Source organism: Pseudomonas capeferrum, assembly GCF_000731675.1.
GTDB lineage: Bacteria > Pseudomonadota > Gammaproteobacteria > Pseudomonadales > Pseudomonadaceae > Aquipseudomonas > Aquipseudomonas capeferrum.
Map to the genome: position 1 here is coordinate 2,643,662 of NZ_JMIT01000001.1, position 16,106 is coordinate 2,659,767.

At 64.7% G+C, this 16,106-nt stretch carries 9 protein-coding genes; 5 read left to right on the top strand and 4 right to left on the bottom strand.

Annotated elements, in window-relative coordinates:
• Both PC358_RS11720 and PC358_RS11725 read right to left on the bottom strand, forming a co-directional pair.
• A complete protein-coding gene (locus PC358_RS11720; protein ID WP_033699717.1) occupies positions 1-6,477 on the bottom strand; it encodes a non-ribosomal peptide synthetase in 6,477 nt (2,158 codons plus the stop codon).
• 397 nt (positions 6,478-6,874) lie between these two features.
• Positions 6,875-7,858, bottom strand: a complete 984-nt coding sequence (locus PC358_RS11725; RefSeq protein ID WP_033699720.1) for a TauD/TfdA family dioxygenase — start codon at positions 7,856-7,858, stop codon at positions 6,875-6,877.
• A 181-nt stretch (positions 7,859-8,039) separates the two neighbouring features.
• On the opposite strand from PC358_RS11725, the gene azu reads away from it, so the two are divergent.
• Both azu and PC358_RS11735 read left to right on the top strand, forming a co-directional pair.
• Positions 8,040-8,492, top strand: coding sequence for an azurin (azu, locus tag PC358_RS11730; RefSeq protein WP_033699721.1), 453 nt, complete (start codon positions 8,040-8,042; stop codon positions 8,490-8,492).
• Between the two features lie 46 nt (positions 8,493-8,538).
• Entirely contained in the window at positions 8,539-10,191 is a 1,653-nt protein-coding gene (locus tag PC358_RS11735; RefSeq protein ID WP_033699723.1) for a cyclic peptide export ABC transporter, read from the top strand.
• Between the two features lie 359 nt (positions 10,192-10,550).
• Here PC358_RS11735 and PC358_RS11740 read toward each other — a convergent pair whose 3' ends face one another.
• Together PC358_RS11740 and cysK are read right to left on the bottom strand one after the other, a co-directional pair.
• Complete coding sequence (locus PC358_RS11740) at positions 10,551-11,486, bottom strand: aspartyl/asparaginyl beta-hydroxylase domain-containing protein (protein WP_033699725.1); 936 nt, start codon at positions 11,484-11,486, stop codon at positions 10,551-10,553.
• A 172-nt stretch (positions 11,487-11,658) separates the two neighbouring features.
• Positions 11,659-12,633 carry a cysteine synthase A gene (gene cysK, locus PC358_RS11745; RefSeq protein ID WP_033699727.1) on the bottom strand — a complete coding sequence of 325 codons (975 nt, stop codon included), beginning with the start codon at positions 12,631-12,633 and terminating at the stop codon, positions 11,659-11,661.
• A gap of 133 nt (positions 12,634-12,766) precedes the next feature.
• Between cysK and PC358_RS11750 the strand changes: the two genes are divergently transcribed.
• The 3 genes from PC358_RS11750 to PC358_RS11760 all read left to right on the top strand — a co-directional run bounded on the left by PC358_RS11750 (position 12,767) and on the right by PC358_RS11760 (position 16,073).
• A complete protein-coding gene (locus PC358_RS11750) occupies positions 12,767-13,840 on the top strand; it encodes a DUF748 domain-containing protein (RefSeq protein ID WP_033699729.1) in 1,074 nt (357 codons plus the stop codon).
• Positions 13,841-14,036: 196 nt separating this feature from the next.
• On the top strand, positions 14,037-14,882 hold the full coding sequence (locus PC358_RS11755; RefSeq protein ID WP_033699731.1) for an AAA family ATPase: 846 nt from the start codon (positions 14,037-14,039) through the stop codon (positions 14,880-14,882).
• Positions 14,883-14,894: 12 nt separating this feature from the next.
• Entirely contained in the window at positions 14,895-16,073 is a 1,179-nt protein-coding gene (locus PC358_RS11760) for a vWA domain-containing protein (RefSeq protein WP_033699733.1), read from the top strand.
• Positions 16,074-16,106: the final 33 nt, after the last annotated feature.

Here is a 16,106-nt window from a genome sequence, read left to right on the forward strand (position 1 = left end):
TCAGGCCTCGGTGAATTCGTTCATCATTTTTTCGATATCGCTCAGGCCGTCGTCGCTCAGCGACAGGCCTTGTTCATCCAGTGCCTGGGCGAACGCGCGCAGCTCGGGGTGGGCGAAGATCAGCCGCAGCGGTATGTCCAGGCCCAGTTCCACGTTGATGCGCGATACCGCTTGCGCCGCCAGCAGGGAGTGGCCGCCGAGTTCGAAGAAGTTGTCGTTCAGGCCGACCTGGCCGAGGTTGAGCAACTGCGCCCAGATCTGCGCCAGTTGCTGTTGCAGTTCGGTCTGCGGCGCTTCGTAGTCGTGCTGTGGCTGGCTGGGGTCGGGCAATGGCAGCGCCTTGCGGTCGAGCTTGCCGCTGGGGGTCAGCGGCATGCTCGGCAGGGTCACCAGGTAGGACGGGATCATGTAGTCCGGCAGGCTGGCCTTGAGGTACTGCTTGAGGGCCTGGCGCAGATCGCCGCTGGCGCCTTCAGCAGGTACCGCATAGGCGCACAGCTGCTTGCCGCTGGGCAGGTCGATGGCCAGTACCGTGGCCTCGCGAACGTCCGGGTGCGCGCGCAGGTACTGCTCGATCTCGCCCAGTTCAATGCGGAAACCGCGCACCTTGACCTGGTGGTCAGCCCGCCCGCGATAGGCCAGTTGCCCATGTGGGTCGTAGTAGCCCAGGTCGCCGGTACGATACAGGCGGCCACCGCCCACGCTGTCGAACGGGTCGGGGATGAAGCGCTCGGCCGTCAGCGACGGGCGCTGGTGGTAACCCCGCGCCAGGCACCCTGCCCCGCCAATGAACAGCTCGCCAGAGACGCCCACTGGGGTCGGCGCCAGGCCATCGTCCAGCGCGTGCAGGGTACGGCCCGGCAGCGCTCGGCCAATCGGTACACCGCCCTGGCTGATCTGCGCGGGCGTCATCTGCGAGCAGTCGAAGGTGGTGGCGACCACGGTCGCTTCGGTCGGCCCGTAGGTGTTCAACAGACGCACCGCCGGCGGCCCATCGGCCAGCCAGGCGCGCAGGGCGTCTTCCGGCACCGCTTCACCGCCAACGTGGATCTGTTTGAGCCGGCCATAGGCCTCTGGCCCGCGACGCTCCAGGGCCAGCAGGCGCCAGTAGGCGGCGGGCAAGTCGGCCACGGTCACACCGTGGCGGTTGATTTCGTCCAGCAGGGTGGCGGTGTCCCACAGCCGCAGGTCGCGCAGCACCACGCAAGCGCCTTGCGCCAGCGGCGGGAAGAACTGCTCGATAAAGCCGTCGAAGCTGAAGGTGGCGAACTGCAGCACGCGATCACTCGGGCTCAGGCGTGAGTAGTCGGCGGCCACCTGGCAGAACACCGACAGCGCATGGTGGTCGATGGCCACGCCCTTGGGCATGCCGGTGGAACCCGAGGTGTAGATGACGTAGGCCAGGTTGTGCAGCGCCACCAGGTTAGGCAGCGGCTCGGCCGGCCAGGCGTGCAGCCACTGGGTGCCGGGTTCGAGCACCAGGCAAGGCAGCTGCGGGTCCAATTGCAAACGCGCCAACGACGGCGCATCGGCCAGCAGCAGGCCGATGCCGCTGTCTTCGACCATATACGCCAGGCGCTCTTGCGGGTAGTCCGGGTCCAGCGGCACATAGGCACCGCCGGCCTTGTGGATGGCGATCAGCGCCAGCGCCATGCCCAGGCCACGCTCGACGGCCACACCCACCAGGCAGTCAGGGCCTACGCCCATTGCACGCAGACGGTGGGCCAACTGGTTGCTGCAGCGGTCCAGCTCGGCATAGCTCAGTTGCTGATCATCGAAGATCAGTGCTACGGCGTCTGGCTGCGCACGCGCCTGGCGCTCCAGCAACTGGTGGGCGCACAGGCCGCTGCTGGCTGCTGGCGCTGGGTTCCAGCCATGGGTCAGCTGGCGACGCTCATCGTCGCCCAGGAAGTCCAGCTCGGCGATGCAGCGCTGCGGCTCGGCGCAGATGGCTTCGAGCAGCGCTTGCCAGTGCCCGGCCATGCGCTCGATGCGCGGCGCATCGAACAGGTCGGTGGAGTAGTTGAACGAGGCGGTCACACCGTCGGAGCGCTCCAGGGTATTGAGCGAGATGTCGTACTGCGCGCCCGGCTCCAGCAAGTCCACTTCGCGGACCTTGAGGCCATGCAGGGCATCGCTGGACACCTGCTCGCCCAGGTCGCGCAAATGGTTGTAGAGCACCTGGAAGAACGGGTTCACGCCCTGGTCGCGCTCTGGGTACAGGGCCTCGGCAACCTCCAGGAACGGCACGTCCTTGTTGGCCTGCGCCTGCAGGGTGGTTTCCTTGATCGCCGCCAGCAACTGCGGGAACGGCAGGCTGCCATCGACGCCGACCCGCGCCACCACCACGTTGATGAAGAAGCCGATCAGCCCTTCGAGCTCCAGGCGGTTGCGGTTGGTCACTGGGACACCGATATTGATCGTGTCCTTGCGGCTGTAGCGCGACAGCACGATGGCGTAGGCCGCCAGAAACACATGGAACAGCGTGGCATTGGACGCCACCGCCAGGGCCCTCAGGCGCTCGGTGAGGGCCAACGGCAGGCGCAGGTCGAAGCGGCTGCCCTGGTAACTTTTGGCCGGCGGGCGAATACGGTCGGCGGGCAGTTCGAGCACTTCGAAATCGTCCTCCAGGCGCGCCTTCCAATAGTCGATCTGTGCCTGCATCTGCCCCTCGGCCAGCCATTTGCGCTGCCAGGCGGCGAAGTCGGCGTACTGCACCGGCAGCGGCTCGATGGCCCTTGCCTGGCCGCTGGCAGCCGCGTTGTAGGCAGCAGCGAACTCGCGTACCAGCAGGCTCATCGACCAACCGTCAGAGACGATGTGGTGCAAGGTCAGCGACAGCAGGTGCTCGTGCGCATGCACCTTGAACAGGCGCGCACGCAGCAGCGGGCCGTGCTCCAGGTCGAACGTGGTAAAGGCTTCGGCTTCGAGCTTGCGCATCTGCGCGGCCTCGTCTTGGCCGCTGAGGTCTTCGAAGCCGATCGGTACCGAAGCGGCGGGCAGAATGCGCTGCCACGGCAAGCCGTTGGCTTCGACGAACACCGTGCGCAGTGATTCGTGGCGTGCCACCAGTGCATCCAGCGCGGCCTGCACGGCTGCGCGGTCGAGGGCGCCTTGCATGCGCACGGCCATCGGTGTGTTGTAGGCCAGGCTTTGCGGGTTGAGTTTCCAGAACAGCCATTGGCGGTTCTGCGAGCGGGACACCGGCAGCGGCTGCTGGCGGTCGAGGATCTCGATCTCCAGCCCCGCGCCCTGCTCGCCCTCGGCCACGGCCTGGGCAAAGGCCTGCAGGTCGAGCGTGTCGAACAGCGTGCGCAGCGGGATGTCCAGGCCCAGGTGCTTGCGCACCCGCGACACGGCCTGGGTGGCCAGCAGCGAATGCCCACCCAGGGCAAAGAAGTTGTCGCCCAGGCCCACCTGCGGCACCTGCAGCACCTCGGCCCAGATCTGCGCCAGCTGCACCTGCAACGGGGTTACCGGTGCCTGGTAGGCCACCTGGGTGGCGACCGGCGCGGGCAGCGCCTTGATGTCGACCTTGCCGTTGACCGTCACCGGCAGGCGCTCCAGTACCATCAGGTGGGTGGGTACCATGTGCTCGGGCAGCAGCCCTTTGAGCGTGGCGCGAATCGCCTCCTGCCAGGCCTGGCTGTCTGCCGGCATCTGGCTGGGCACCAGCCAGGCCGCAAGTTGCAGCTCCGGCGCCTGACCCTGGACCCGCACCAGGGCATTGGCGACGCCCTCCAGCCCACGCAGCTGGTTCTCGATTTCGGCCAGCTCCACGCGGTAGCCACGGATTTTCACCTGGCCGTCCATGCGCCCGGCGAACTGCAGCTCGCCGGTAGCGCTCTGCCGTACCCAGTCGCCGCTGCGGTACAAGCGCTCGCCATTACCGTTCGGGTCGGGCACAAAACGCTCAGCAGTCAACGCCGGGCGGGCGAGGTAGCCACGGGCAAGGCCTGCCCCGCCGATGTACAGCTCGCCTTTGGCCTTGGCCGGCAAGGGCTGCAGGCAGCAGTCGAGCACGCTGACGCGTGCATTGGCCAGCGGTTGGCCGAGCGAAGCCTGGTTGTCCAGTTCGGCCACCAGCACGCCGACCGTGGTCTCGGTCGGGCCGTAGTGGTTGAACACCTTGAGTGCTGGGGCCAGCGCGCGGATCTTGCCGAGCAGGCCCGGGCTGATGGCTTCGCCGCCCAGTACCAGGCACTGCCCCGGCAGTGCCGAGCGGCCGGCGACCAGCATGGCCTCCAGGTGCGAGGGCACGATTTTCAGTGCATCCACCTGGTGCTGCGCCAGGTAGGCCGCGAAGCCTTCGGCATCCAGTACCTGATCGCGCAGCAGCAGGTGCAAGGTCTGGCCGCCACACAGGGCGCCGAATAGCATGGTGTGGCCGAGGTCCGCAGCCGGGGTCGAGACCTGCGCCATGCTGTGGATCTGGCTCATCGGCAGGCGCGCGGCGATGCCCTCGACATAGTTGCCCAACGCGCCATGGCTGATTGCTACGCCCTTGGGCTGGCCGGTGGTGCCGGAGGTGTAGATCACGTAGGCGAGGTTGGCCGCTGCAACGGCACGCCGTGGGGCGCTTTCACGAGCGGCCTGGGTGTGTTCCCAGGCCAGCCGATGGACGCCACCTGGCAGCGCTGCCTGCCAATTGCCGGGCGCCAGCACCAGGCGGGTGCCGCTGTCGGCGAGCATGTAGGCCAGGCGTTCGGCCGGTTGCTCGGGCTCCAGTGGCAGGTAGGCGCCGCCCGCCTTGAGCACGCCGAGGATGCTGGCGAGCATGCCGACACTGCGGTCGGCCAGCACGCCGACCAGAGTGTCCGGCTGCACGCCAGCTTCGACCAGCCTGTCGGCGATGGCCTCGGCACGGGCATCAAGCCCGGCAAAGCTGGCCGCCTCGCCTGCTGCCATCACGGCGGTGCGCTCGGGGTGGCGCTGGGTAGCCTCGGCAAAGCGCTGGTGGACCAACAACGGCTCGGCGGCCTGCCCATGCGCATTCAGGGTGGCGGCCAGGCCTGGCAACGGCAACTCGCCCACCGCACCGGGGGCCTCGTCGGCCAGCGCCTGCACCAGCGCCAGCCATTGTTCGCCAAGGGCCTCGACAGTGGCCGCATCGAACACATCGAGGGCATAGGTGAAGGCAGCATGCAGCTGGCCGGCCCGCTCGTGGGTATCCAGTGCCAGGTCGAAACGGGCGCTGTGCTTTTGCAGGGTGATCGGTGCCAGGCTCAGCCCGGAGCGGGTCTTGATGGCTTCGACATCCGCCACCTGGGCCTGGTGGTTGAACAGCACCCGGAACAGCGGGCTCTCGGTGCTGCGCGGCAGCTCCAGGGCCTCGACCAGTTGTTCGAACGGCAGGTCCTGGTGGCTTTGCGCGCCCACGGCGGTTTCGCGCACGCGCTGCAGCAGGCCGGCGATATCCAGCAGTGGGTCGATTTCGGTGTGCAGCACCTGGGTATTGATGAAGCAGCCGATCAGGCCCTGGCTTTCGGCACGGTTGCGGTTGGCAATGGGCACCCCGACGCGGACGGCGCTCTGCCCGCCATAGCGCTGCAGCAGCAGCTTGAAGGCTGCCAGCAGGACCATGAACAGGGTGACGTTGTGCCGACGCGCCAGGCCGCGCAGGCGTTCAGCGACATCGGCGGCAATCGGGAATTCGTGACGCGCGCCGCGGTAGTTCGGCCGGCCGCTGCGGGCGCGGTCCAGTGGCAGCTCCAGCGGCGAGTGATCGTCGCCCAGGCGCGCCTGCCAGTACGCCAACTGGCGGTCCTGCTCGCCAGCCTGAAGCCAACTGCGCTGCCACAGGGCGTAGTCGCGGTACTGGATCGGCAAGGGTTCGAGTGTGGCTTCGGTGCCGGCCACGGCGGCATCGTAGAAGTGCAGGAACTCGTCGATCAGCACGTTCATCGACCAGCCATCGGCGACGATATGGTGCAGGGTCAGCAGCAGCACATGGTCCTGTTCTGCCAGTTGCAGCAGGCGCACGCGCAGCAGCGGGCCGGCGGCCAGGTCGAAGGGGGCCAGGGCTTCTTCTTCGGCGATGGATTCGAGGGCGTGATGGCGGGCCTCTTCGGCCAGCTCGCTCAAGCCGTCCTGGCGCAACTGCAGCGGGGCGGCGGCTGCATCGACTTGCTGACGCACATCATCGCCGTCGGCGACGAAGCGGGTGCGCAGGGTTTCGTGGCGGGCCACCAGGGCATCGAAGGCGTGCTGCAGGGCCACCCGGCTCAGCGGGCCATGCAGGCGCACGGCCATGGGCAGATTGTAGGCTGCGCCTTGGGGGTCGAGCTGCCAGAGGAACCACATGCGCCGCTGCGCGTAGGACAGCTGGTCACGCTCGTCGACCTCGACACCTGGCGCGATCGGCAGCACGGAGAAGTCCATGCCCTCGCCCTGCAGCGCCTTGAGGAACAGGCGGCGCTTGTCGGGGCTGAGTTCGATGAAGCGGCGAGCGAGTTTGAGCGTCTGTTCAGCATTCATGTCGAGCGATGTCCTGGCAGTCGAGCGGTAACTGTCAGACGAAGGCATGGGGGGCTGATTTAGGGGCGCAGGAATTTGGGGGGGGCGGTGGGTGCATGCCTTGAGGTTTGCAGCGCCCTGGAGATCGAGCGCCGCCCGCGCGGCGCTTCGCGGGGCAAGCCCGCTCCCACATCTGTTTCGGGCCAGTGAGTCCTGTTATATAGGCGCGCGACCCCTTGTCTGTACGACGCTATATCGAGGCGGGCGCCAAGGGGCCGCGCGCCAATGCTTCAGGAATAATTGGCCCGCAACAAATGTGGGAGCGGCCTTGCGCCGCGAAGCGCCGCGCGGGCGGCGCTCGATCTCCAGGGCGCTGCAAACCTCAAGGCATGCACCCCTGCCCCCCAAAAAAAACCAATCAACGCAAAACCTGCGAATACCCCTCCGCCATCGCCACCACCACCTTGCGCTTCCCGGTAAACGGCGACCGCGCATGGGCCGCAAGCATGTTGTCGAGCATCAGCACATCATTCTCCAGCCAAGGAAAACTGACCGTGCACTCATCCAGCACTCCACGGACTTCATCGAGCAGCGAATCCTCAATGGTCGAACCATCGCCGTAATACACATTCCGCGGCAGGTCCTCCTCCTCGACAATGTCCATCAGCGACTCCCGCACCTCCGGCTGCAAGTTCGAGACATGGAACAGGTGCGCCTGGTTGAACCAAACGTCCTCCCCCGTCACCGGATGGCGCGCCACCACCTGGCAGCGCTGTCGGGTGCGCAGTTCGCCATCTTCCTTCCAGATGCATTCAATGGCATGCGCCCGGCAGTACGCCTCGACCTGGCGTGGGTCTTCGGTGTTGAACACCTGCGACCACTCCACATCCAGCCCATTACCGTAGTTGCGCACATACATCAGCCCCTTCTCGACCAGCCGCTCGCGAATACGCGCCGGCATCCGCCGGTAGACCTCGCGGCTGTCGGCAATCGGCGTCTCGCCCCCGGTCTCGGCAGGGATCACGCTGTAGAACCAGATCTTCATCGGCCACTCGAGGGTATAGGCCTGTTCGTTGTGCAAGGGGATGCTCTGGTGCGCCGGGTATTCGGTCGAGGTGTACACCCCTTTGGTCACGTTGCTGCGCGGCGTGGAGCCGAACTCGTAGTTGAGCAGCGGGTGGCCGAAGGCGGCAGCGAACTGGCGGAAAGCCTCGGCCCCACCCACCTGAAAGCCCCTGAACAGGATGCCGCCCGCATGCAGCAGGTGGCGTTCCACCAGCGGCTTCAGTTCTTCGAATGCGTCGAGCAGGTCGATGCCGGGCTCTGGCGCGCGCACCAGCAGCGGCAGGTCGCCGCGGGCGGCGTCCAGGGGTTCGATCGCAAAGCTCAGCAATTCACTCATGTACCGTCACCTCAAGCCAGGGCCGCCATGGCGGCGAAATCGGATGCTGCGCCATCAGGGCGCCTGACTAGATGAACGAGCGTGCCCGGCAGAAATTCACCCGCCCCCACTCACAAGGTAAAGCGAGCGCGCGCCGGTTCGTCTGAACGATGTGCACCCTTTTATCGTCCAGGAACCTTACATGACACGCCAGCTTCTGCTCCTCGCCCTGCTTGCCGCGGCCCCTGCCGTGGCCTGGTCGGCCGTGGACTGCGCCGTAGAGATCCACGGCACCGACCAGATGACCTTCGACAAGGCCGAAATCACCGTACCCAAGGCCTGCACGTCGTTCACCGTCACCCTCGCCCACCCCGGCCAGATGCCCAAGAACGTCATGGGCCACAACTGGGTACTGAGCACCCAGGCAGACATGCAAGGCGTGCTGGACGATGGCCTGAAGGCCGGTGAGGCACAGGATTACGTGAAGCCAGGCGACACCCGGGTGCTCGCCCATACCCGCCTGATCGGCGGCGGTGAAACAGACAGCGTCACCCTCGACACCCGGTCGTTGAAGGCCGGGACCGCCTACAGCTTCTACTGCTCGTTCCCGTTCCACAGCACCTTGATGAAGGGCACCCTGGCCCTCGGGAGCTGACCCCGCTGCGCCGCCCACCCCCACTCCATCACCGAGATCGCGCTTCATGAAAACGTCTTCCCCCGGGGCCATCCGCGAATTGCTGGGCCTGCTGAAACCCTACCGCCCGGCGGTCATCGTCTCGGTGCTGCTGGGCATGGTCGGCGGCTTGGCCGTGACCGCGCTGCTGGCCACCGTCAACCAGGGCCTGCATGCCGCCGACGGCATGAGCCAGGGCGTGATCCTGGCCTTCGCCGGCCTGTGCGTACTGGCACTGGTGAGCAGCGTGGCCGCCGACAGCGGCACCAACTACGTCGGCCAGAAGGTCATTGCCCGGTTGCGCAAAGACCTGGGCGCCAAGGTGCTGTCTGCGCCCATCGAGCAGATCGAGCGCTACCGCACCCACCGCCTGATCCCGGTGCTGACCCGCGACGTCGACACCATCAGCGACTTCGCCTTCGCCTTCGCGCCGCTGGCGATCTCACTCACCACCGTGATCGGCTGCATGGCCTACCTGGCCTGGCTGTCGTGGCCGATCTTCCTCATCACCCTGGTGGCGATCGGCATTGGCAGCGCGATTCAGTATGTCGCCCGGCAAAAAGGCGTGGCCGGCTTCAACGCCGCCCGCGACGCCGAGGACAACCTGCAAAAGCACTACTCGGCGATCGCCGAAGGCGCCAAGGAGCTGCGCATCGACCGCCGCCGCCGCCACGCCATGCTGACCCGCAATATTCAGGGCACGGCGGACTTCATCGCCAACACCCACATCCGCTCCATCAACATTTTCGTGGCAGCCAAGAGCCTGGGTTCGATGCTGTTCTTCGTGGTCATCGGCCTGACCCTGGCCCTGCAATCGCTGTGGCCGAGCAACGACCCAGCGGTAATGAGCGGCTTCGTGCTGGTGCTGCTGTACATGAAAGGCCCGCTGGAGACGCTGATCGGCAACCTGCCGATTCTCGGCCGCGCCCAGGTGGCGTTCCGCCGCATCGCCGACCTGTCCGAGCGCTTCTCCTCGCCCGAACCGCACCTGCTGCTGGACCAGCCGGTCAAACGCAGCGCCCCGGGCAGCGCCCACCTGGAGCTGCACAATGTCGAATACGCCTACCCACCGGTGGACGGCAAAGAGCCGTTTCGCGTGGGGCCGGTGAACCTGAGCATCGAGCCGGGCGAGATTCTGTTCATCGTCGGTGAGAACGGCTGCGGCAAGACCTCGCTGATCAAGCTGCTGCTGGGCCTGTATACCCCGCAGCGCGGCGAAGTGCGCCTGAACGGCGTGGCAGTCGGGCCACAAGGGCTGGATGATTATCGCCAGCTGTTCACCACCGTGTTCGCCGATTACTACCTGTTCGAAGACCTGCCCGAGCACGAGCACAGCCTGCCGAGTGATGCCACGCGCTACCTGGAGCGGCTGGAGATTGCGCACAAGGTCAGCGTGCGCGATGGCGCGTTCACCACCACCGACCTGTCGACCGGGCAGCGCAAGCGCCTGGCGCTGGTCAATGCATGGCTGGATGGCCGGCCGGTGCTGGTGTTCGACGAATGGGCGGCCGACCAGGACCCGACCTTCCGCCGGGTGTTCTATACCGAGCTGCTGCCGGACCTGAAGCGGCTGGGCAAGACCATCATCGTGATTTCGCATGATGACCGGTACTTCGATACGGCGGACAAGGTGGTGCACCTTAGCCGCGGGCAGGTGGTTGAGGCGCTGGAGCCGGCGTGAGATAGCGTTATGAGGGCTTGAGGGGCGGTCAGGGTAATGACCGCCCTTTTTTGTGCGCGCTGAGAATGCATGGGCGCAGCAAGGGACTTGTCTTGGTATTTATAGCGCCCGGGAGATCGAGCGCCGCGCGGGCGGCGCTCGATATAGGCACCCCTGCAAAACTAAAGACAGGCACATAGTTGCCTTCACCCTAGCGCCCGACGAACACATCGCAGCCATCCGCCCACAACATTTCGCGAAAGGCCCGTCAGTCCGCCAACTGGTCAACCCTCTATATCCGCACTGATGGTGCATTACAAGGGCTGGCTGAACACGCCGCGCAAGCGCAAGCCCCGCCTGGCGCTGCAGGCGAGTAGAAATCAGAACAACCAGCGATACAACAGATACGCCACCACCACCGCCAACACCGGCCGCAGAATGCGGTAAGCCTTCGGATTGGCGCGCTTGAACTGCTTCACATGGCCACTGATCTTGTTGCTGAAACGCTTGCTCCAGGCATACGCCTGGTTGATCCCGCCAACGCGCTCGTCGTCGGTGTTCTGCGGCGCAGTGGCGCGGCCGAGGAATGCGCTGACCTGGCGGTTGATGCGGGTCATCAGCGGGCTGCTCAGCGGGCGCTCGATGTCGCAGAACAGGATCACGCGGGTGACGTCGGTTTCGTTCTTGACCCAGTGCACGTAAGTCTCGTCGAACATCACATCCTCACCGTCACGCCAGGCATACACCTGGCCGTCGACGTAGATGCGGCAATCGTCGGAGTTGGGTGTGGACAAGCCCAGGTGATAGCGCAACGAGCCGGCGAACGGGTCGCGGTGCGGGTTCAGGTGGCTGCCGCCTGGCAGCAGGGCGAACATTGCGCCCTTGACGTTGGGGATGCTGCTGACCAGCTCGACGGTGCGCGGGCACAGGGCTTCGGCCGATGGCAGCGGTTTGTCGTACCACTTCAGGTAGAAGCGCTTCCAGCCCTTCTTGAAGAACGAGCCGAAGCCTGCGTCGTTGTCTTTTTCAGCCGCGCGGATATAGCCCTCGTCGAACAGGCGCATGGCCTCTTCGCGGATGTCCTGCCAGTTGTCCTTCAGCACATCCAGCTCGGGGAAGCGTTGGCGGTCCAGGTAGGGCTTGGACGGCACGCCGGAGAACAGGTACATCAGGGCGTTATACGGGGCGAACAGCGCCGAATGGTTGACGAACTGGCGCAGCACCGGCAGGCGCGCCTTGCCGCGCAGGTGCACGAAAAGCACGCTGCCGAAAAACACCAGCAGGACACCCGCCTTGGCTGCAAAGGAAAAGGTCATGCAACACTCCTTGGAAAGGAAACAGGCCTGCGCTGCCTGCTCCCAAAAAAATCATCCGGCCATCATAAACCCATCCCGCCCCGGTACAAACAACCTGGGCGGGATCTGAGTCATGAAGATTTTGCAATAAACCGGATGACCGAGTGTTGCGCCTGGTCAGCGGACGGGGCGTTTACTGCTGGTTTTCCTGCTCGCTGAACAGGTCGCTGAACAGCATGCTCGACAGGTAACGCTCGCCCGAGTCGGGCAAAATTACGACGATGGTCTTACCCTGCATCTCCGGTTTTTCAGCCAGGCGCACCGCTGCCGCCATTGCTGCGCCACAGGAAATACCGCACAGAATGCCCTCCTCCTGCATCAGGCGGATGGCCATGGCCTTGGACTCTTCGTCGGTCACCGTCTCGACCTGGTCGACGATGGAGAGGTCGAGGTTTTTCGGCACGAAGCCTGCGCCAATGCCCTGGATCTTGTGCGGGCTGGGCTTGAGTTCTTCACCGGCCAGGGTCTGGCTGATCAGCGGCGAGGCCAGCGGCTCCACCGCCACCGACAAAATCGACTTGCCTTGGGTGTGCTTGATGTAGCGCGACACGCCAGTGATGGTACCGCCCGTACCCACACCCGCCACCAGCACATCGACTGCGCCGTCGGTGTCGTTCCAGATCTCGGGGCCGGTGGTTTTTTCATGGATCGCCGGGTTGGCCGGGTTTTCGAACTGGCCTGGCAGGAAGTACTGGGCCGGGTCGGAGGCGACGATTTCGTTGGCCTTCTCGATCGCGCCCTTCATGCCCTTGGCCGGCTCGGTCAGCACCAGCTCGGCGCCCAGCGCCTTGAGCACCTTGCGCCGCTCCAGGCTCATCGAGGCCGGCATGGTCAGGATCAGCTTGTAGCCTCGGGCGGCGGCGACGAAGGCCAGGCCAATGCCGGTGTTGCCCGAGGTGGGCTCGACGATGGTCATGCCGGGCTTGAGCTTGCCGCTGCTCTCGGCGTCCCAGACCATGTTCGCGCCGATCCGGCATTTGACCGAGTAGCCTGGGTTGCGCCCTTCGATCTTGGCCAGGATGGTCACCCCACGCGGGGCGATGCGGTTGATCTGTACCAGCGGCGTGTTGCCGATGGAGTGGGCGTTGTCTGCGTAGATACGGCTCATGGCAGGGGTCCTTGAACGTGAAGAAGCAGGGAAAGACTTCAAGGGTAAGCCTGCCCCGTTGGCCCGTAAAGCCTGTTCGAACTCCCGAGCGGCGCCTGCGGTCAACCGCACATCCTGCCTTGGAGAGCCGACAATGAAAGCTCGCTACCGCTGGCCGCTGGTCGGCCTGGCCAGCCTGGTCGTGCTGCTGGTTGCCCTGCACCTGGCCCTGCCCTACCTGGTACGCGACTACCTCAACGACAAACTGGCCGACATGGGCGACTACCGCGGCCAGGTCGTTGACGTGGACCTGGCCTGGTGGCGCGGCGCCTACCAGGTCAACGGCCTGAAAATCGTCAAGACCACCGGCAAGGTCCCGGTGCCGCTGCTCGACGCGCCGTTGATCGACCTTTCGGTCAGCTGGCATGCACTGTGGTACGACCGCGCCGTGGTGGCCGAGGTGACCTTCGTGCGGCCCGAGCTGAACTTCGTCGATGGCGGCAGCAAGCAGGCTTCGCAGACTGGCCAAGGCACCGACTGGCGCCAGCAGCTGGAAAAACTGCTGCCCATCACCCTCAACGAAGTACGCATTCAAGATGGCGTGCTGACCTTTCGCAACTTCACCTCCAAGCCGCCGGTCGACCTCAAGGCCACCCAGCTCGACGCGCGCATTCGCAACCTGACCAACGTGCGCAATGAGAAAGGCCGGCGCGACGCCAGTTTCGACGCCCATGCCCTGTTATTTGGCGATGCCAAGGTCGAGAGCCGCGCCACGTTCGACCCCTTCAGCGACTTCGACGACTTCGAGTTCCGCCTGCGTGCCACCGGCATACAGCTGCGCCAACTCAATGACTTCGCCAGTGCCTATGGCAAGTTCGATTTCAATGCCGGGCACGGCGACCTGGTGATCGAAGCGCAGGCCGAGAACGGGCGGCTCAATGGCTATATCAAGCCGCTGCTGCGCGATGTCGATGTGTTCAACTGGCAGCAGGATGTGCAGGACAAAGACAAGGGCTTCTTCCGCTCGGTGTGGGAGGCGTTGGTGGGGGCGACTGAAACCGTGCTGAAGAACCAGCCGAAAAACCAGTTCGCCACCCGCGTAGAGCTTAGTGGCAGCGTGCACAAGCAGGATGTCAGCGCTTTCGAGGCTGTCTTGCAGATACTGCGTAACGGCTTTGTCCAGGCATTCAATGCGCGCTATGAGCAGCCTGCGCCCAAGCCTGACTGAAAGCGCGTGACGGGGCATTCAGGGACTGAATACCCGGTCTGCGTTTGCAGGCGTCTGGGGCCGGGGTATAGTCGCTGACAAACGATAAACATGTGTTGCCTGGGCCGGCCCTTTCGCGGGGCAAGCCCGCTCCCACAGGGGTTATGCAGTCTCTGTGCGTAGAGAACGGCCCAGGCACCCCGCAGAGGACACTCCCATGAAGTTCGAAGGCACCCGCGACTACGTCGCCACAGACGACCTGAAACTGGCGGTAAACGCGGCCATCACCCTCGAACGCCCGCTGCTGGTCAAAGGCGAACCGGGCACCGGCAAGACCATGCTCGCCGAGCAGCTCGCCGCCTCCTTCGGCGCCCGCCTGATCACCTGGCACATCAAATCCACCACCAAGGCCCACCAGGGCCTCTACGAATACGATGCGGTCAGCCGCCTGCGCGATTCGCAGCTGGGTACCGAGAAAGTCCACGATGTACGCAACTACCTGAAAAAGGGCAAGCTCTGGGAGGCTTTCGAGGCTGAGGAGCGGGTGATTCTGCTGATCGACGAAATCGACAAGGCCGACATCGAGTTCCCCAACGACCTGTTGCAAGAGCTCGACAAGATGGAGTTCTACGTCTACGAAACAGACGAGACCATCAAGGCCAAGCAACGCCCGATCATCATCATCACCTCGAACAACGAAAAAGAACTGCCGGACGCCTTCCTGCGCCGCTGCTTCTTCCACTACATCGCCTTCCCCGACCGCACTACGCTGCAACAGATCGTCGACGTGCACTACCCGAACATCAAGCAATCGCTGGTCAGCGAGGCGCTGGACGTGTTCTTCGACGTGCGCAAGGTGCCGGGCCTGAAGAAAAAGCCCTCCACCTCCGAGCTGGTCGACTGGCTCAAGCTGCTGATGGCCGACAACATCGGCGAAGCGGTACTGCGCGAGCGTGACCCAACCAAAGCCATCCCGCCGCTGGCAGGCGCCCTGGTAAAGAACGAGCAGGACGTGCAGCTGCTCGAGCGCCTGGCCTTCATGAGCCGGCGCGGCAACCGCTGACAGGAGCCGGTCATGCTGCTCAACCTGTTCAACGAAATGCGTGCGGCCAAGGTGCCGGTGTCGGTACGCGAACTGCTCGACCTGCTGAACGCCCTGCAGCAACGCGTGGTGTTCGCCGACATGGACGAGTTCTACTACCTGGCGCGGGCCATCCTGGTGAAGGACGAGCGCCATTTCGACAAGTTCGACCGGGCCTTTTCCGCCTACTTCAAGGGCCTGGAAAACCTCGACCGCCACCTCGAAGCGCTGATCCCCGAAGACTGGCTACGCAAGGAATTCGAGCGCTCGCTGACGGATGAGGAGCGTGCGCAGATCCAGTCCCTGGGCGGGCTGGACAAGCTGATCGAGGAATTCAAGAAGCGCCTTGAAGAGCAAAAGGAACGCCACGCCGGCGGCAACAAGTGGATCGGCACCGGCGGCACCAGCCCGTTCGGTTCGGGCGGTTTCAACCCCGAAGGCATCCGCGTGGGCGAAGCCGGCCAGCGCCAGGGCAAGGCGGTCAAAGTGTGGGACCAGCGCGAGTACAAGAACCTCGACGACCAGGTCGAGCTGGGCACGCGCAACATCAAGCTGGCCCTGCGCCGGCTGCGCAAGTTCGCCCGTGAAGGCGCGGCCGAAGAGCTGGATATCGACGGCACCATCGACCACACCGCCCGCGACGCCGGGCTGCTGAACATCCAGATGCGCCCGGAGCGGCGCAACACCGTGAAGCTGCTGTTGCTGTTCGACATCGGCGGCTCGATGGATGCCCACGTCAAAGTCTGCGAAGAGCTGTTTTCTGCCTGCAAGACCGAGTTCAAGCACCTGGAGTATTACTACTTCCATAACTTCGTGTATGAGTCGGTGTGGAAGAACAACCTGCGGCGTACGTCGGAGCGCTTCTCCACCTTCGACCTGCTGCACAAGTACGGCGATGACTACAAAGTGGTGTTCGTCGGCGACGCGGCCATGGCGCCCTACGAGATCACCCAGCCCGGTGGCAGCGTCGAGCACTGGAACGAAGAAGCCGGGTATGTGTGGATGCAGCGCTTCATGGAGAAATTCAAGAAGATCATCTGGATCAATCCCTACCCGAAACAGGCGTGGGACTACACCGCGTCCACGCATTTGGTGCGGGATTTGATCGAGGACAAGATGTATCCGCTGACCTTGCAGGGGTTGGAGGATGGGATGCGGTATCTGTCGAAATAGAAAAAACCCACCCCTGCGGTGGGTTTTCGCAGC